Annotated in this window: 14 protein-coding genes; 9 read left to right on the top strand and 5 right to left on the bottom strand. The window is 71.1% G+C overall.

Going from position 1 to position 18,083, the window contains the following annotated elements:
- Position 1: 1 nt before the first annotated feature.
- A complete protein-coding gene (locus ACGF4C_RS04360; protein ID WP_393563144.1) occupies positions 2-898 on the bottom strand; it encodes a DUF1648 domain-containing protein in 897 nt (298 codons plus the stop codon).
- A gap of 363 nt (positions 899-1,261) precedes the next feature.
- On the opposite strand from ACGF4C_RS04360, the gene ACGF4C_RS04355 reads away from it, so the two are divergent.
- From ACGF4C_RS04355 to ACGF4C_RS04340, 4 genes are all read left to right on the top strand, one after another.
- Positions 1,262-2,791 carry a UDP-N-acetylglucosamine 1-carboxyvinyltransferase gene (locus tag ACGF4C_RS04355; RefSeq protein WP_030414254.1) on the top strand — a complete coding sequence of 510 codons (1,530 nt, stop codon included), beginning with the start codon at positions 1,262-1,264 and terminating at the stop codon, positions 2,789-2,791.
- 188 nt (positions 2,792-2,979) lie between these two features.
- Positions 2,980-3,696, top strand: a complete 717-nt coding sequence (locus ACGF4C_RS04350; protein ID WP_393563142.1) for a DUF6333 family protein — start codon at positions 2,980-2,982, stop codon at positions 3,694-3,696.
- 180 nt (positions 3,697-3,876) lie between these two features.
- Entirely contained in the window at positions 3,877-6,336 is a 2,460-nt protein-coding gene (locus ACGF4C_RS04345) for a hypothetical protein (RefSeq protein ID WP_393563140.1), read from the top strand.
- Between the two features lie 147 nt (positions 6,337-6,483).
- Positions 6,484-6,663, top strand: a complete 180-nt coding sequence (locus ACGF4C_RS04340) for a hypothetical protein (RefSeq protein WP_393563139.1) — start codon at positions 6,484-6,486, stop codon at positions 6,661-6,663.
- A gap of 136 nt (positions 6,664-6,799) precedes the next feature.
- Here the strand turns inward: ACGF4C_RS04340 and ACGF4C_RS04335 are convergent, their stop codons facing one another.
- Entirely contained in the window at positions 6,800-7,600 is an 801-nt protein-coding gene (locus ACGF4C_RS04335; protein ID WP_393563137.1) for a VOC family protein, read from the bottom strand.
- A 123-nt stretch (positions 7,601-7,723) separates the two neighbouring features.
- Positions 7,724-8,851, bottom strand: coding sequence for an acyl-CoA dehydrogenase family protein (locus tag ACGF4C_RS04330; RefSeq protein WP_393563135.1), 1,128 nt, complete (start codon positions 8,849-8,851; stop codon positions 7,724-7,726).
- A gap of 239 nt (positions 8,852-9,090) precedes the next feature.
- Here ACGF4C_RS04330 and ACGF4C_RS04325 point away from each other — a divergent pair, with 239 nt between their 5' ends.
- Positions 9,091-10,740 carry an AMP-binding protein gene (locus ACGF4C_RS04325; RefSeq protein ID WP_393563133.1) on the top strand — a complete coding sequence of 550 codons (1,650 nt, stop codon included), beginning with the start codon at positions 9,091-9,093 and terminating at the stop codon, positions 10,738-10,740.
- A 4-nt stretch (positions 10,741-10,744) separates the two neighbouring features.
- Positions 10,745-11,596 carry a PaaX family transcriptional regulator C-terminal domain-containing protein gene (locus ACGF4C_RS04320; protein WP_351533826.1) on the top strand — a complete coding sequence of 284 codons (852 nt, stop codon included), beginning with the start codon at positions 10,745-10,747 and terminating at the stop codon, positions 11,594-11,596.
- Between the two features lie 13 nt (positions 11,597-11,609).
- Here ACGF4C_RS04320 and ACGF4C_RS04315 read toward each other — a convergent pair whose 3' ends face one another.
- Complete coding sequence (locus ACGF4C_RS04315) at positions 11,610-12,359, bottom strand: HAD family hydrolase (protein ID WP_362136863.1); 750 nt, start codon at positions 12,357-12,359, stop codon at positions 11,610-11,612.
- 484 nt (positions 12,360-12,843) lie between these two features.
- On the opposite strand from ACGF4C_RS04315, the gene ACGF4C_RS04310 reads away from it, so the two are divergent.
- From ACGF4C_RS04310 to ACGF4C_RS04300, 3 genes are all read left to right on the top strand, one after another.
- Positions 12,844-13,488, top strand: a complete 645-nt coding sequence (locus tag ACGF4C_RS04310) for a TetR/AcrR family transcriptional regulator (protein ID WP_030414260.1) — start codon at positions 12,844-12,846, stop codon at positions 13,486-13,488.
- Positions 13,489-13,925: 437 nt separating this feature from the next.
- Positions 13,926-14,543, top strand: a complete 618-nt coding sequence (locus ACGF4C_RS04305) for a ScbR family autoregulator-binding transcription factor (RefSeq protein WP_393563130.1) — start codon at positions 13,926-13,928, stop codon at positions 14,541-14,543.
- Positions 14,544-14,672: 129 nt separating this feature from the next.
- Positions 14,673-15,656, top strand: coding sequence for a ScbA/BarX family gamma-butyrolactone biosynthesis protein (locus tag ACGF4C_RS04300; RefSeq protein ID WP_393563129.1), 984 nt, complete (start codon positions 14,673-14,675; stop codon positions 15,654-15,656).
- 49 nt (positions 15,657-15,705) lie between these two features.
- On the opposite strand, the gene ACGF4C_RS04295 is transcribed toward ACGF4C_RS04300, so the two are convergent.
- Positions 15,706-18,081, bottom strand: a complete 2,376-nt coding sequence (locus ACGF4C_RS04295; protein WP_393563450.1) for an FAD-dependent monooxygenase — start codon at positions 18,079-18,081, stop codon at positions 15,706-15,708.
- Positions 18,082-18,083: the final 2 nt, after the last annotated feature.

Below are 18,083 nucleotides of genomic sequence, written 5' to 3'. Positions count from 1 at the left end.
CTCAGCCTCCTTGCTGCGACCGCGCGCGGTCCGCGTACGTGTTGAGCAGGGCAGCGGCGGTGGCCGCGTCGTCGACCGTCACCGCGAACGTCCGGCCGCCGGTGAGCGTCACCACGATTCCGTCACCCGAGCGCAGTATGAGCCCGCTGCCGCCGGGGCGGATGCGGTAGCCCCAGCCGCCGTACTCCGCCAGGGCGGCGATCGGCCGGCCGGTGGCCTCCGTGATGCGGTCGAGGGGGACACGGCGGATGCGGAGCCGCGAGGGCAGCAGGGTGGGCGCGACGGTCAGACCGCGACGGTCGACGGTCACCCGCACGGAGGCGAAGGGAAGGACCAGGGCCGCCGCGAGGATCAGGCTCAGGCTCGCCGGCCAGTCGACGAGGACGCCGAGGACCAGCCCGGCGCAGAACAGCACGCCGCCGAGGACGGCCATCAGGGGCGAGCTGATGGTGCGGGACCAGCCGGCGGCCGTACCGGCCGGGAGGTCGAGCCGGGGTGCCCCGCCGGATTCCGGGTGCGGCAGGCGGGGCGGGGCGCCGGCCAGCAGCCGGCCCAGTACACCGGCGGCCAGGGCGACCACCAGCATCACGGGCAGCTGCCACAAGGGCAGCCGTACGGCCGAGGCATCGGCGGCACCGTCGTTGAGGAGCAGGGTGAGGCAGCCGGGATAGCCGATCCCCGCGGCCGTGGCGTATCCGCCGGCGATCAGCCAAGGGGTGGCGGGGCGGAACGCAGGCACCTGGAGGAGGGCACCGAAGACGGCACCGCTCACCAGGAGGAGTCCCAGAACCACCGTCAGAAAGTCCTGGGCGGTGCCGTAGCCGTCGGCCCGGCCGCCGGTGGTGCTGAAGTGGGCCGCGAGCGGTTCGGGCAGCCGGTCGGCCACGACGGCGTACACGAGCACGACGGTCGTGAGCGTCGCGACGAAAGGGAACGCGGCGATCAGGGCCCACCAAGGACCGCTCGACGCCAACCCGGAACGTGCCCGCGCCCCACCCCCGACCCCTGACGCCCCTTTCATCCCTTTCACACCCTTCACGCCCTTCACACCTTTCATTCGCCAAGAACCCTTTGCGCAGCATTCAGTGCGCCATGGGGGGTACCCGCCGAATAAGACCCATCGGCGCCACGCCCCACGACATCGCGCACACACCGACGGTGACCCACCCTCAAACCACCCCTCCACTTATTCGCATACTAATAGAACAACTCAACCACCATCAATTGCATACCCATCTCATATCTGAGATACGGTCGCCCCATGGCAGACGACTACCTCGTACGCATCGGCAGGCTCATCCGTGACGCCCGGCAACACCGTGGCTGGACGCAGACGCAGCTCGCGGAGGCGCTCGGCACAAGCCAGAGTGCGGTGAATCGCATCGAACGCGGGAATCAGAACATCAGCCTTGAGATGATCGCTCGCATCGGCGAGGCGCTGGACAGCGAGATCGTCTCGCTCGGCTATGCCGGCCCGATGCATCTGCGGGTGGTCGGTGGCCGTCGACTGTCCGGCAGCATCGACGTGAAGACGAGCAAGAACGCCTGTGTGGCGCTGCTCTGCGCCACTCTGCTGAACGCCGGACGCACAACTCTGCGCCGGGTGGCCCGCATCGAGGAGGTCTACCGCATCCTCGAAGTGCTCGGCAGCATCGGCGTACGCACCCGCTGGATCAACGACGGCAACGACCTGGAGATCGTGCCGCCCGCGGAACTCGACCTGGACTCCATGGACTTGGAGGCGGCCCGCCGCACCCGCAGCGTCATCATGTTCCTCGGTCCGCTGCTGCACCGCATGGACCGCTTCAAACTGCCGTACGCGGGCGGCTGCGACCTCGGCACCCGGACCGTCACCCCGCACATGGCGGCGCTGCGGCACTTCGGCCTGGAGATCACCGCGACCGACGGCACGTACCTCGGCGAGGTCGACCGCAGCGTCACCCCCAAGCGCGCGATCGTACTGACCGAGCGCGGGGACACCGTCACCGAGAACGCCCTGCTGGCGGCGGCCCGGCACGACGGCGTCACGGTCATCCGCAACGCCTCGTCCAACTACATGGTCCAGGACCTCTGCTTCTTCCTGGAGGAGTTGGGCGTCCGGGTCGACGGCATCGGCACCACCACCCTCACCGTGCACGGCATCGCACACATCGAGCGCGATGTGGACTACGCCCCCTCCGAGGACCCGGTCGAGGCGATGAGCCTGCTGGCCGCCGCGGTCGTCACCGAGTCGGAACTGACCATCCGCCGGGTGCCGGTGGAGTTCCTGGAGATCGAGCTCGCGGTCCTGGAGGAGATGGGCCTGGACCACGAACGCAGCACGGAGTACGCCGCCGACAACGGCCGCACCCGGCTGATCGACCTGACCGTCCGCCCCTCCAAACTCCAGGCCCCGCTGGACAAGATCCACCCGATGCCCTTCCCGGGCCTGAACATCGACAACGTCCCCTTCTTCGCGGCGATCGCGGGCAGCGCCCAGGGCCAGACCCTGATCCACGACTGGGTCTACGACAACCGCGCCATCTACCTCACGGACCTCAACCGCCTCGGCGCCCAGGTCAAACTGCTCGACCCGCACCGGGTCCTGGTCGACGGCCCGACCCGCTGGCGCTCCGCAGAAATGATGTGCCCCCCGGCCCTGCGCCCCGCCGTAGTCGTCCTCCTCGCCATGATGGCCGCCGAGGGCACCTCCGTCCTGCGCAACGTCTACGTCATCAACCGCGGCTACGAGGACCTCGCGGCCCGCCTCAACTCGATCGGGGCGCAGATCGAGATCTTCCGGGACATTTGATACGGAAATGCCGCCGCGCCCATGCCTGACCTGTGCTGATGCGGGTCTGGAGGGGGCGCGGCGGCACCTGTGGGATTTCTCCGGGACTTCGGGGCAGAGGCGGGAGGCGACCTGCTTGCGGTCGGCCGCATGAGGTGGGCAGAGCGCATGGGGGAGGGCTGTCACCGCCGGCCGCTACGGTGGCCCGCATGACCGATACCAAGTACTGGACTTCTGCCCCGGAACGGATAGTTCGCGGCTCGATGGGCCTGTGTCATCTCACCGTGGCTCAGCCGCCGTTCAACATCGACGCCCGCAGCCTCCCGGCCAACGACTCCGCTCAGGCCCGCCTGTTCGTCGAGTCCTTCGACGGCATCGAGGAGGTACTGGAGGATCTCGGGCCGCGCTCCGTGCAGACGCCGCTGCCCTCGTCGGTGCGTTCCGATCTGGACATCGTTCATGCCTCCGTGTGGGGCGGCATGCGGGCCATCTCCACCCCCGTCTTCGCCGACGACGGAAACGGAAACCCCTTGTTGGCCGAAGCCGAACGGCTGCAGGAGCGCTTCCCCGCAGCGCGGATCGTCGGCCACGTCACCTACTACGGCGGGATGGAACACACCGAAACCGTCGTGATGCTCCCCGACGGCGCCATGTTCCACGCCTCCGGCTGGCCCGACGACGAACCGTTCGTCGTCCTGGGCTCACCCCAAGATGTCATCGCCTCCCTCGGCCTGAGCAGTTGGATGCTCACCGCCGCCGACATCGACATGAACCAGCCCCTCCACGAAATCGAATGGCCCTCCCTGGCCGGCCTGGCGCTGGGTCACTCCGACCCCTGGGGATGGGAGGAGATGCAGACCACCGCCTTCCGCGTACAACACAGCGAGCTGTCCGTCTGCTCGATGGAGGGCCTGTACTTCATCTAAGGCGCAAGGAGCCGGTGGCCACTGTCTGGAGGGGCGAGGATCACCACCTCGACACGCCATCAACTCTTCTTTGTTCGTGGGTAGTTGGGACTATGGTGTTCGGGCGGCGCGTACACGTCACGGGGGCCTCACGTGCCGCCCACGACCCCTCAAGGCCCCACCTGAGGGAAAGACGAGCTCTTGAACAAACTGCTCCGCATACCGTCCCGGTGGCGGTTCGCGGCCCGATTAACGGCCGCCTTCGGCCTGACTGCGGCCGTCACCATGACCGGGCTGCCAGCCGTCCAGGCCGCGCCGCCGAAGCTGCCGCCGGTCTCGGCGAAGATGAAACCCGGCTCCGGCCAGCGCTGCGACGTCCGCAACAAGCTCCCGGCCGCCGCGAAGACCCCGGCGAACTCCGGGTTCCCCAACGACCTGACCGGGAACCTCCACAAGGACACCGCCCTCCCGCGGAAGTTTGAGTACGACCTGCCCGGCCAGGCGTACGACGGCCTGAAGACGCCGACGGCCGCCGAGAAGACGCAAGCGCTGTCGAAAGTCCCCGGTGACCTGGAGAAGAACGTGGCGGCCTGGAAGAAGGCCGCCGACATCTCCAAGAAGCCCGAGGACCGGGCCATGGAGATCTACGCCCGGTACTTCGCGAACAAGGAGGGCCTCGGGTTCAAGCACTGGTTCGACAAGAGGTACATCCGCAACCAGATCAACAACCACAAGGGCTCCGGCTTCGAGCGTCAGCTCGTCAAGGACTACCGCCTGGTCGGCCCGGACTGGCTGTGTGAGGTCACCGTCGAGCTGTTCGACAAGAACGGCGCCAAGGTCGGCGAGCGCCGCTACGACGCCTACAACCAGAAGACCAAAGAGTTCAACGAGTTCAAATCCAACAGCAAGCTGACCGCCAAGCAGCTCGCGAAGGACCGGGTCGTCGCCAAGTCGATGCCCAAGCACACCTTTCGCTTCATCGGCGCGAAGAAGTTCACCAAGGGCCAGGTCAAGCACATCAACGACCTGGAACGCGACGTCAGCGCCATGCGAGGCGGCAAGACCGGCCAGGTCCGCGGTAACCAGCGGTTCTACAACCCGGTACCCAAGACCACCCCGATCCGCGGGTTCTCCGACCACCAGCGGTGGTTCGCCCCCGCCTGCCAGACCGGCGGCACGCGGACGCAGCTCATGGCGGGCGGCGCCAACGACTGCGGCACCCGCGGCCCCGCCAACCAGCGCGCCATCTCCTCCGGCAAGACCTTGGAAGAGGCCAAGCGCTTCCAGAGGGATGCCAACCGCCTCGACCCGAGGGGCACCCTCCCCAGGGGCGGCCCTGGCGGCGTCGACTTCACCACCATGGAGCTCCGGTACGTCGGGGGCCTGGGCAAGGGCAAGGGCATGCAGTACTCCATGCGTGCCGACCAGATGCCCGACCCGGACAACAACCCCGGCTTCGGCGGCGAGCAGAGGATGCAGCTCTCCTCCGACGCCCTGTTCACCTGGCTCGCGCTGACTCCTGAGAAGTTCTGGGTCAACTTGAACCCGGACCAGCCGGGCAAGGTCATGGACGCGAAGTTCGGGAAGACCGACGCCGGCCGTGTCCTTCTCGACGCGGATCTGCTCATGAAGTACGACTTCTCCGAGGCGCTGAACCCGAACAAGCACGTGGAGGGTAAGCGCTACTGGGACACCGCGCCGCGCCGCAACGGCATACCGTGCTTCCCCGGTACCCGGTTCTGGATCGAGCCCGACGAGGCGAAGGTCCGTGAGCAGGACGGCGGGATCTACATCCTCGACTCGCCGATGGATGTCTCCGCCGAGTGGCTGGACGTCGACTACACCGTCCCCGGCTCCACCGAGTGCACTGACCTCTCGGACGCCGAAAAGAAGCGGATCGAGGCGTCGGTCAACGCCAACATTGTCCCGATCATCCAGAAGCGGGTGAACAAGGACCCCAAGTACGCCGAGCTGCGCGCCGTCTACAACGCCCGCGTCGCCGCCGAGTACATCCGCCAGACCGACGCCAAGTCTCCGACGGACTTCCACCGGATCATCAACTCCAATGATGTGTCCGCGTGGCCGATCCGCGCCCCGCACCAGGACTGGACCCGCGAAAAGGTCTGGGACAAGTACATGAAGTCGTACAAGGAAGGCATCGAGTGGTTCGAGCTGGAGTACGGCGGCAAGATCTACAAGCAGGGCGTCGGCGGCGTCGACTTCTCCAAGCAGCCCAAGCGCAACATCAGTAAGACGCGCTTCCGCCTGGAGAACCGGGACCTGGACAACACCACCCGAAACTCCCTCACATCCGACGACACCTCCTACCGGGACACCGACACCCTCTACCTCGGCGCCGGACCCAGCGGCGACGAAGGCAGCGAGGACCCAGGCGGCGACCCCACCCCGACACCCACCCCGTCGCACACCGGCAAACCGACCCCGACGGACCGGCCCTCCACACCGGGCACACCGAACCCGACCGACAGCAACGGCGGACAGCCCCCGGCCACATCAAAGCCAGGCGACCCTGGCGGCGATCTCGCCGACACCGGCAACAATGCCCCCATCAGCCTGATCGCAAGCATCGCCGCGGTGCTCGCGGCAGCCGGCGGTGGCCTCATGTGGTGGGTGCGCCGACGCCGCACCGCCCAGGAGTAGCCTGGCCGAGCTAGTAGGCCTCACAGGAAGGGCTCCACCCGCGACCCGGGTGGAGCCCTTCCGCCTTTCCCGCCCCCACGGCCCGGACAGAGCACTCTTGCGGCCACACACGGGACGCCCGATCATTCCCTCACCATCAGAATCGGGATGGCCGACACCAAGCGCAGCTCCCTCTACAAGCAGTTCGCCTGCCACGTCATGTTCGTGACGCTCAAGCCCGGAGGGTGGCTGGGCGGCTGGTCACGGGACCTGGAGTCCTGGATCCCTGACGTTTCGTGGGTGAAGGCCATGAACCCGCTCACCAACGCCAAGCGCAATTGGAACTGAGACACGGCACAAGGCGGGGCCGGTCAGCCGCATACGGCTCGCTCTCGCCCTCGGCACAGGGACCGCCCGCGCCGATCAGGGGCCCTGGGAGCTGGTCGACCAGAACCATCAGCCGGGGCCTGCCGGGGCCCCGGTGTCACAGCGCCCCGTGCGGCGTGAGGATGACGAATTCGGCGCCGGCGGAGTCCGTGCAGACGGCGAGGCGGCCGACGCCCTCGGCGGTTTCGGGGCCCATGGAGAGGGTGCCGCCGTTGCCGGTCACCAGGCCGACGGTGGCGTCGCAGTCCTTGGAGATGAAGACGGGGTGCCAGTAGGGCTTGCCCGTGGGGGCGAGGAGGTCGGTGGGGACGCCCATGAGGCCGCCGTGCGTGCGGTCGTCGCCGCAGTGCGCGGGGGTGAGGAGGGTGTAGGTGCCGCCTCCGGCGGGGAGCGGCATGTCCTGGGTGTGCCAGTCGAAGACGGATCTGTAGAAGGTCTGGGCGGCGGCCGGGTCGGTGGTGTACAGCTCCGTCCAGCCCAGGCTGCCCGGGGCGTCGGCGGCCTCGAAGCCCGGGTACCGCGCGGGCTGCCAGACGGCGAAGTCCGCGCCCTGCGGGTCCGTGAGCTGCGCGAAGCGGCCGTCCTCGGCGCCGACCATGACCGGCTGCGAACGGACCGAGCCGCCCGCCTGCTCCACCGCCTTGACCGTGGCGTCCGCGTCGGGGGTGTGGAAGTAGATCGTCCAGGCCGACGTGGCGCCGTCCTCGGTGAGCGGGCCGACCGCGCCCACCGCCTTCCCGTCGAGCCGGAAGAGCGTGTATCCGCCCGCCTGCTGGTCACCGAACGGCTCCGACCGCCAGCCGAACACCGCTCGGTAGAAGGCCGTCGCGACCTCGACGTCGGGCGCGCCCAGATCGAGCCAGCACGGGGAGCCGGGGACGAAGTCAGTAGTGATCATGGCGTTTCCCTTCGCGGATCCTTTCTGGATTCAGCCTGACATTCGGCACTGACACTCGCCCGTCGGAACGGTGGGTGACCGCCGGTCGGCGGGCCGTGCCCGGCAACGGCCCGCCGTCGGCGGTCAGGCCCGGTAGAGCTCCTTCGCGATGATCGAGCGCTGCACCTCCGTGGCGCCCTCGTAGATGCGGGGAGCCCGGACCTCGCGGTAGAGGTGCTCCAGGAGGTGGCCGCGGCGCAGTGCGCGGGCGCCGTGGATCTGGACGGCGGCGTCGACCACGTACTGCGCGGTCTCGGTGGCCAGCAGCTTGGCCATCGCCGAGCGGCGGGCGATGTCGCGGGCCCCGGTGTCGTACGCGGTGGCCGCCGCGTAGACCAGGAGGCGGGCCGCCTCGGTGCGGGTGGCCATTTCGGCGAGCTGGTGGCCGACGGACTGCAGGTCCTTCAGCGGTCCGCCGAACGCGGTGCGCGCGCCGGCGTGCGCCACCGCGGCGTCCAGCGCGGCCTGCGCCATACCGACCGCGAAGGCGCCCACGCTCGGCCGGAAGAGGTTCAGCGTGCGCATCGCGACGGCGAAGCCGCCGTCCACCTCGCCCAGCACGTCCGCATCGGTCACCGGGGTGCCGTCGAAGACCAGCGTGCCGATGGGGTGCGGGCTGAGCAGGTCCAGGTACGCGCCGGTCAGGCCGGGCCGGTCGGCGGGCACCAGGAAGGCGGTGACACCGCGGGACCCCGGCGCGCCGCCGGTGCGGGCGAAGACGGTGGCGAAGTCCGCCTCGGGCGCGTTGGAGATCCAGCACTTCTCGCCGGTCAGCCGCCAGCGGCCCGGCCCGTCCGGCTCGGCGGCCAGCGACAGCGCGGCGGCGTCCGAGCCCGCGTCCGGCTCGCTCAGGGCGAAGGCGGCGACCGCGCGGCCGGCGACGACCTCCGGCACCCAGCGGGCGCGCTGCGCCTCGGTCCCCGACTGGACGACCGGACAGGTCCCCAGCCCCTGGAGCGCGAGGGCGGTCTCCGCCTCCGTGCACTCCTGCGCGAGGGATTCCCGCAGCAGGCACAGGTCCAGGGCGCGCGGCGGTCCGTCGTCCGGGAACAGGCGGCGCAGCAGGCCGAGTTCGCCGAGGGCGGCGACCAGGGGGCGGTTGACCCGGCCCTCGGTCCCCTTCTCGGCGAGCGGGCTCAGCCGTTCGGCCGTCATGGCGCGCAACGCGGCACACCATTCCTGCTCGTCCGGTCCCAGCGCGAATACAGTCACGAGGCGGCTCCCTGGTAGCGGTCCTCTATCGCGGTCTGTTGACTGCCGTCACGAACACGTTACGCTGACGACGGATCCGAACGGCAGCCCCCGGGGCGAGGGACAGCCCTTGAGCGACGGACAGTCCCTGAACAACTGACAGTTCTGGAGCAGTCTCGACGGCTCGTCGGCCGGTCCCGGCCGGAGGGACGAGCAGCCGACCGAGCCGGCCACCCGGCCGTCCTAGGGGGCGCACCGCCATGGAGCCACGGTCCTCGGCCCACACCGACACCTTCGCGCGCGACCGGCTGCCACCGCGCGAGCAGTGGCCGCACCTGACCGACCTGGGCTATCCCGACCGGCTGAACTGCGGCGCCGAGTTGCTGGACGGCTCGCTCGCCCGGTACGGCGCCGACCGGCCCGCGCTCCGCGACGCCGCCGGCCGGGTCTGGACGTACGGGGAACTGCGCGCCCGGGTGGACGCGATCGCGCATGCGCTCACCGGTCCGCTGGGCGTCCGCCCCGGCAACCGCGTCCTGCTCCGCGGCCCCACCACCCCCTGGCTGGCCGCCTGCTGGCTCGCCGTGATGAAGGCCGGCGCGGTCGCGGTGACGGTCCTGGCCTCCCAGCGCCCCGACGAACTCGCCACGATCTGCGGGCTGGCACAGGTGCAGCACGCCCTGTGCGCGGCCGAGTCGGTCGACGACCTCGCCAAGGCCGGGGTCCCCGGGCTGCGCATCACGACGTACGGCGGTGACGGACCGGGCGACCTGCGGCATCTGGCCCGGCCCGGCGGCGCCCCGTACGAGGCGGTGCCGACCGCGGCCGACGACGTCGCGCTGATCGCCTTCACCTCCGGCACCACCGGCCGCCCCAAGGGCTGTCTGCACTTCCACCGGGACGTGCTCGCCATCGCCGACACCTTCTCCGCGCAGGTGCTGCGGCCCACCCCGGACGACGTGTTCGCCGGCAGCCCGCCGCTGGGCTTCACCTTCGGCCTCGGCGGGCTGGTGGTCTTCCCGCTGCGGGCCGGCGCCTCGGCCCTGCTCGCCGACTGGGGCGGGCCCGAGCGGCTGCTCGCCGACATCGCCCGGCACCGGATCTCGGTGCTGTTCACCGCGCCGACCGCCTACCGCGCGATGCTGCCCCGGCTCGCCGGGCACGACGTCTCCTCACTGCGCCGCTGCGTGTCGGCCGGGGAGAACCTGCCCGCCGCCACCTGGCAGTCCTGGTACGGGGCGACCGGTCTGCGGATCATCAACGGGATCGGCGCCACGGAACTGCTGCACATCTTCATCGCGGCCGCCGACGAGGCGATCCGGCCCGGCACGACGGGCCTGCCGGTGCCGGGCTTCGAGGCACGGGTGGTGGACGCGGACGGCGGGCCGGTGCCGGACGGCGAGCCCGGGTTGCTGGCGGTCCGCGGCCCGACGGGCTGCCGCTACCTCGCGGACCCGCGGCAGACCGAGTACGTACGGGACGGCTGGAACCTCACCGGCGACACCTATGTGCGCGAACCGGACGGCTACTTCCGCTATGTGGCCCGCGCGGACGACATGATCATCTCGGCCGGGTACAACATCGCCGGCCCCGAGGTGGAGGACGCACTGCTGCACCACCCCGACGTGACCGAGGCCGCGGTCGTCGGGCGGCCGGACGAGGAGCGCGGGCAGGTGGTGGTCGCCCACGTCGTCCTGCGGGCCGGCGTGCCCCAGGGCCCGGACACCGTCGCCACGCTGCGCGCCTTCACCAAGTCCCGCATCGCCCCGTACAAATGCCCGCGCGAGATCGTCTTCCACACCGCGCTGCCGCGCACCCCGACCGGCAAGCTCCAGCGCTTCCGGCTGCGCGCGCCGCACGGGCCGGCCGACCCGTCCCGCGGGCCGCACCCGGTCGCCGATCTACAGTGATCCGGTGACCGACCAGCAGACACAGCGCACCCCACGGTCCCTGATCGTCACCTTCTACGGTGCGTACGGGCGCGACGAGCCCGGACCGGCGGACCAGCCGGCCGGGCCGGTGCCGGTCGCCGCGCTGATCCGGCTGCTCGGTGTGCTGGGTGTCGATCCGCCGTCGGTGCGTTCCGCGGTCTCCCGCCTCAAGCGGCGCGGCCTGCTCGTCCCCGGGCGCACCGTCACCGGCGCGGCCGGTTACGGGCTGTCGGACGCGGGCCGCCAGCTGCTGGACGACGGCGACCGGCGGATCTTCGGCCGCCCGGCCGCGCGGCTGTCCGACGGCTGGGTGCTGGCCGTCTTCTCCGTCCCCGAGGAGGAGCGGCACAAACGGCACCTGCTGCGCTCACGGCTGGCCCGGCTGGGCTTCGGGACCGCCGCCCCAGGTGTGTGGATCGCCCCCGCACACCTCTACGAGGAGACCCGGCACACCTTGGAGCGGCTCGAACTCGCCCCCTACGTCGAACTGTTCACCGGTACCCATGCGGGCTTCGCGCCGACGGCCTCGTCGGTGGCGCGCTGGTGGGACCTGGACGCCATCGCCGCGCAGCACCGCGCCTTCCTGGCGGAGCAGGAGCCGGTGCTGCGCCGCTGGTCACGGCGGCGCACGGTGCCGGGCGAGGCGGCCTACCACGACTATCTGCTGGCCCTGGATGCCTGGCGCCGTCTGCCGTACGCGGATCCCGGACTGCCCTCTCCCCTCCTGCCGGAGGACTGGCCGGGCGGCCGCGCTGCGGAGGTCTTCGGCCGGCTGCACGACACCTTGCAGGCGGCGGGCGCCCGTTACGTGCGTGAGGTGACGGCCGGGCCGTGACGGCCGCGGCGCGTCAGCGGCGGCGCTGTACGGCCCGCGCGGCGCCCGCGGCTCCGGCGGCCATGGCGGGGCGCGGCCGGGCGGCGGCGATCACCGACACCACGTCCTTGAAGGAACTGCACATGCGCGTACCGGCGACCGCGGCCAACTCGCCGAACGTGCCCACCCCGTAGGTCACCGCGACCGGCTCCATCCGCGCGGTGACCGCCATCCTCATGTCCCCCACCGTGTCCCCCACGTACGCGGTCTGCCAGGCCGCGACCCCCAGGCGGCCGGCCGCCCGCAGCACCATCTCCGGGTGCGGCTTGCCGCGCCGGACCATGTCCTGGCCGATGACCGGCCCGACCAGGTCGCGGATGCCCATGACGTCGAGCAGCGCCTCGGCGCTGCGGGTGGGCTTGGACGTGGCGACCGCCAGCTCGACGCCGTGGGCGCGCAGGGCGGACAGCCCCGCGCTCACGCCGGGGAAGAGCAGCTGCGGCCCCTGGCAGAGCACTTCGTAGGAGAACAGTTCGCGGTAGCGGTTGATGGCGGCCTGCACCCGTCCGTCGTCCTCGGGACGGCCCAGCAGCCGGCCGAAGGCCGGGCCGGGCGGCTTGCCGATGGCTGCCGCCGCCTGCCGCGCGGTCACCGAGCAGCCCTGCTCCGAAGCCACCTTGACCAACAGTTTGCTGATTGCGGGCAGGGTGTTGGCAAGAGTGCCGTCCAGGTCGAAGACGGCGGCCCGGAGCGTGTCGACTCCGGTACCCCGTGCGCCTCTCACGGGACGTTCGCGGACTTCCGTTGCTACGCGCATGGCTGGAGACCTTTCGGGTTCCGGTGGGGGTGCGGGTTCGGGTGACGTTGCCGGCTCTGCTGGTGGGGCGGCCCGCGGTCGACGACTCGTAACGGTTGAGGCGGTCTCGCCATGGCGCACCGCTGTCCTGGGGCGGCACGCGACCGACGGGGCGGCTGCAACGGAAGGGAACGTCCCGTTTACCGCCTTCGGAGATTTAAAAACCGCCTGCGCTGTTTGTCAATGTGCCTTGGTCACTCCCTGACGGGTCGACAACACCCTTTCCAGCGTTCAGACTGGGGACACATGCTTCACAGGGGCCGCCGATGCCCCCGATGGGGCGGCGAACCGTCGACTTCCCGTCAGGTGACGCCAGTTCCGGCCAAACCCCTGAAGCATATCGAACCGCATGGTTGGTTTTCTATGTAGACTGCAATGAGCTCGCAGCCGTACTAGAGACGGGACGGACACCGTGCCCACCCAGCATCGCGCCATCCAGAGCCGCCAGGCACTCATCCGCTCGGCCGCCGAGACCTTCCTGGAGAAGGGGGTCCCGGCCGCGGGCATGGTCGAGATCAGCCGGCGGGCCCGCCTGAGCAAGGGCGCCCTCTACTTCCACTTCACGTCCAAGGACGACCTGACCCTCGCGGTGCGGGACTCCGCGCTCGCCAGCCTCCAGGAGATCGAGGACGCCTTCACCCGCTCCCCGGAGCCACTGCCGCACGCCGTACGGGACTTCGCCGTCGAGCTGTTCGGCCGGGTGCGGACCGACGCGGTGCTGCGCGCCGGACTGCGCCTGCGGCCCGAGACCGCACCGGGCCTCGGCATCTACGCCCTGGAGCAGCGCTGGTACGCGCTCTTCCTCGACAAGGCCGTCACCTGCGGCACCGGCAGCCCCGGCGGACCGGCCGCGGCGGACGCACCGGACGCCGAACCGCGGCGCACCGCCCAGCTGCTGACCTCGGTCGTGGTGGGACTGCTGCACCTGGGCGGCGAGGACGGCACCTGGTGGGACGAGGAGGCCGTCGCCGGACTGTGGGCGCTGCTCCCGGAGGCCCCGGACCGGGTGCCGGCCGCCGGCGTCCCCGCACCGGCACAACTGCCTGCGGCCGGCTGAACCGAAGCCGACGCGCCGTACCGGGCCGCACCCGCGGCCCGTCCTCCTCCCTCCGGTGAACGCCAACGCGCCGCCGTCCGCGCGTCCGCGTCGCCACTCCCGAACACCGCGCCGATGCCGGCACATCGATGCCGTCGGCGCCCGCGGCACCCCCGCACCCGCCCGCCGACGGCGAACGCCCGCCACGTGTAACGGCAGTGGCCGAGTCCGCCGGAGCGCGCAGCCGCCTCCGACACCCGCGCGCCGCCGTGACCGCGGCAGCGGGGCCGGCCCTGCTCCCGATGAAGTGCCCCGCGGCCGTTCGGGGCTTGGGATCGGGCGGCGCGCGGATTCAATACCGCATGGTTGGCTTCTTTACGATGGCGCAAATAGACTGCGCCGCCACGAGCAGCGGTCGACGGCCGAACAACTCCTGGAGAGCATGCGGAGGATGATCTGTGGTCAAGCAGGAACGCGCACTGCGTACCCGACGCACGGTCCTCGAAGCAGCGGCTCACGTCATAGGACATCGCGGCTACCAGGCGGCCACCATGGCCGAGATCATCCAGCGTGCCGGCGTCACCAAAGGGGCGGTGTACTTCCACTTCACCTCCAAGGACGCGCTGGCTCGTGCCGTCATCACGGAGCAGGCCGAACCGTTCCTCCCACAGGTCAGTGCGTCCCGCCTCCAGGACGCCATCGACTTCACGCACCAGGTGGCGCTGGCGCTGCGCAGCGACCCGTTGCTGCAGGCCGGCACCCGTATCGCGGTGGAGACGACCTTCAGCGAGGAACCGCTGATGCCCTATCAGGTGTGGACGGACATCATCACGACGATGTTCCGCGAGGCCCGGGACAACGGGGAATTACTGCCGGGCGTGGTCCCCGAACGGGCGGCCGAGTTCTTCGTCGCCGCCTATATGGGCGTGCAGTTGTTCTCGCGGGCCGCGACCAACCGCGCCGACCTCCCCGAGCGGGTCACCGCGCTGTGGAAGCACACCCTGCCGGGGCTGGCCGCGCCCGGCCCGTTGAGCCGGCTCGATCCGCACGGCCGCAGGACCCAGGTCCCCATCTGATCCGCGCTTCGCTCCGGCATGTGGCCCCTGGCAAACAAACCACATGGTCCGTATCTTAGTTACCTCGGGGCCGTCGTCGATCGTTCGCCCGTGAGGGCGCTGAGAGCCGCACCGCAGAAAGGGACGCCCATGGCCAGCGCCACCCTGATGCCCTCCTCCTCACGTGACCATCACCCCCGGGCGACCCCGTTGGTGGGAGGGAACCGCCCGACCTCGTCGCCCTCGCCCGGCCTCCGCGCGTACGGACACCGCACCGCCGAATCCGAGGTGTTCCTCACCAACTGGCGGCCCGGTCCCGGCAACAGCTGGGTGGTCAGCGCCCAGTGGCCGCGGGCCCACGCCTTCTACGGACCGGTCGCCGGGCTGCACGATCCGCTGCTGTTGATCGAGACCGTGCGGCAGGCGGGGATATTACTGAGCCATGTGGCGCACCGGGTGCCGCTCGACCACCCCATCGTCTGGCAGCACGTCCGCTACGACCTCGCCCCGCAGGCGCTGCGCACCGCCGACGAACCGGCCGAGGTGGAGCTGCGGATCACCGACCATGACGTGGTGCGTCGCGGGAAGCGCCTGATCAGCGCCCGTCAGGAGTTCCGCATCCGGTGCGACGGCGCCCACTTGGCCCATGCCCGGCTGATCTACTCCTGCCACAGCCCGCGGGCCCACCGCCGGGTGCGCGGCAGATACGGCGAGCTGGCGTTCGCCAACTCCCGCCGGCTGCCGGTGCCGGAGCCGGTCGGTCCGCAGCTGGTCGCCCGGGACCACGAACGCGATGTGGTGCTCTCCCCCACCGACCTCCCGGACCGCTGGCAGCTGCGGGTCGACACCTCCCATCCGGTGCTCTTCGGCCATCCCGTCGACCACGCCCCCGGCATGCTGCTGGTCGAGGCCGCCCGGCAGGCCGCCCAGGCGGTGACTCCCGGGGTGCCGATGCTGCCGGTCTCGCTGGAGTGCTCCTTCGCGCGGTACGCCGAGCTGGACGCGCCGAGTTGGGTGCGGGCGCGCACCCCGGACCCGGTCGCGGCCGGCGGCGCGCGACGGGTCGAGGTCGGCGTGGAACAGCACGGAAAACCGGTGGTCGCCGCGCGGATCACCGGCGTGCCGGTGCCCTGACGGACCGGCTCCTGGAGCGGCCCCGCCCGCGCTGCCCGTGCCTCCCCCGTCACCGCAGCGTGAGGCGGGGCTTCGGTGCGTCGGTGCGCCCGGTGGGCGGGGTGCGGCTGCCCGCCTGGTAGGGCAGTGGCCAGGGGGCGCCCGGGCCGGTGTAGCCCTGCTCGGCGGCGGCGTGCAGGGTCCAGTGCGGGTCGTAGAGGTGCGGTCGGGCCAGTGCGCACAGGTCCGCGCGCCCGGCGAGGACGAGGGAGTTCACGTCGTCCCAGGAGGAGATCGCGCCGACCGCGATGACCGGCACGCCGAGCGCGTTGCGGATCCGGTCGGCGAACGGCGTCTGGTACGAGCGGCCGAAGTCGGGGCGCTCGTCGGAGACGACCTGCCCGGTGGAGACGTCGATGGCGTCGGCGCCGTGCTCGGCGAACGCGGCTGCCATGGCCACCGCGTCCTCGGCGGTGGTGCCGCCGTCGGCCCAGTCGGTGGCGGAGATCCGGACGGTCATCGGCCGGTCGTCCGGCCACACCTCGCGCACCGCGTCGAAGACGTCGAGCGGGAAGCGGAGCCGGCCGGCCAGGGAACCTCCGTAGGCGTCGGTGCGTTGATTGGTCAGCGGGGAGAGGAATCCGGACAGCAGATAGCCGTGGGCGCAGTGCAGTTCGAGGAGGTCGAAACCACAGTCGGCGGCGCGCCGTGCGGCGTCGGTGAACTCCCGCCGTAGTTCGGTGAGTTCGCCGTTGGTCAGCTCGTGGGGGCGTTGGCTGCCGGGCTTGTAGGGAAGGGGGGATGCGGCGACGAGCGGCCAGTTGCCGGTGTCGAGCGGTTCGTCGATGCCGTCCCACATCAGCTTGGTGGAGCCCTTGCGGCCGGAGTGGCCGAGCTGCACGCCGATCGCGGTGCCGGGCGCCCGGGTGTGCACGAAGTCGGTGACGCGGCGCCAGGCCGTCGCCTGTTCGGCCGTGTAGAGACCGGCGCAGCCCGGTGTGATCCGGCCCCGTTCGCTGACGCACACCATCTCGGTCATCACGAGTCCGGCCCCGCCGAGGGCCCGGCCGCCGAGGTGTACGAGGTGGAAGTCGCCGGGGACACCGTCCTCGGAGGAGTACATGTCCATCGGTGACACGACCACGCGGTTGCGCAGGGTGAGCCCGCGCAGCCGGAAGGGCGTGAACATCGGCGGGGTGCCGGCCGGGATGCCCGCCTCGTCCTCGACGGCGGCGACGAATCCAGGGTCGCGCAGTCGCAGGTTGTCGTGGGTGACGCGGCGGCTGCGGGTGAGCAGGTTGAAGGCGAACTGACGCGGCGGCTGGTCGACGTACCCGGCCAGCTCCTCGAACCACGCGAGGCTGGCGCGCGCGGCCCGCTGGGTGGAGGCGACGACGGGCCGGCGCTCCGCCTCGTAGGCGGCGAGGGCGCCAGGGATGTCGGGCTGCTCTTCGAGGCAGGCGGCCAGCGCCAGGGCGTCCTCGACGGCGAGTTTGGTACCGGAGCCGATGGAGAAGTGCGCGGTGTGCGCGGCATCGCCGAGCAGCACGGTGTTGCCGTGCGACCAGCGTGCGTTGACGACGGTGCGGAAGGGGATCCAGCTGGAGTTGTTGGACCGCAGGGCCCGGCCGCGCAAGGCGTCGTTGAAGACCTTGCCGCACCACTCCACCGACGTCCGCTCATCGGCCCGGTCCAGCCCGGCGGCCCGCCAGACCTCCTCCCGCATCTCCACGATGACGGTGCTCGCACCGAGGGCCGAGTCAGAACCGGCCGGCTCCGCCGAAGAGCGGGCGGAGGGCAGAGGGGGGCCGGCGTGGGGCGGGGTGAGGCCGGCGTCGGGGGAAACAGGTGTGGGAGCAGGAGCGGCGTAGGGGTAGGCGTGGAGCTGGACGACGCCGTGCTCGGTCTCGGCGATCTCGAAGCGGAAGGCGTCGAACGCGAAGTCCGCGGCGAGCCAGATGTAGCGGCAGCGGTGGGTGGTCAGCTGCGGCCGGAAGACGTCGGCGTGCGCGGTGCGGGTCGCGCTGTGCACGCCGTCGGCGGCGATGACCAGGTCGTACTCCCGGGCCAGCACGGCGGCGGGCGGCGCCTCGGTGCGGAAGCGCAGCTCCACGCCGAGGCCGCGGCAGCGCCGGTGCAGTACGGCCAGCAGCCGGCGCCGGCCGAGGGCGGCGAAGCCGTGTCCGCCGGAAGTGAGGGTGCGGCCGCGGTGCACGATGTCGATGTCGTCCCAGCGGACGAACTCCGCCTGGAGCGCGCGGTAGACCTCCGGGTCGGCGTGCTCGATGCCGCCGAGCGTCTCGTCGGAGAGCACGACGCCGAAGCCGAAGGTGTCGTCGGGGGCGTTGCGCTCGAAGACAGTGATCTCACGGGTGGGGTCGAGCCGTTTGAGGAGCGCCGCGGCGTACAGTCCGCCCGGTCCGCCGCCGATGACCGCGACCCGCATGG

It is taken from the genome of Streptomyces sp. NPDC048197 (genome assembly GCF_043202395.1).
Taxonomy (GTDB): Bacteria; Actinomycetota; Actinomycetes; order Streptomycetales; family Streptomycetaceae; genus Streptomyces; species Streptomyces siderophoricus.
The sequence above is the reverse complement of the archived record's forward strand: the minus strand, read 5'-3'. Positions and strand labels throughout refer to the sequence as shown.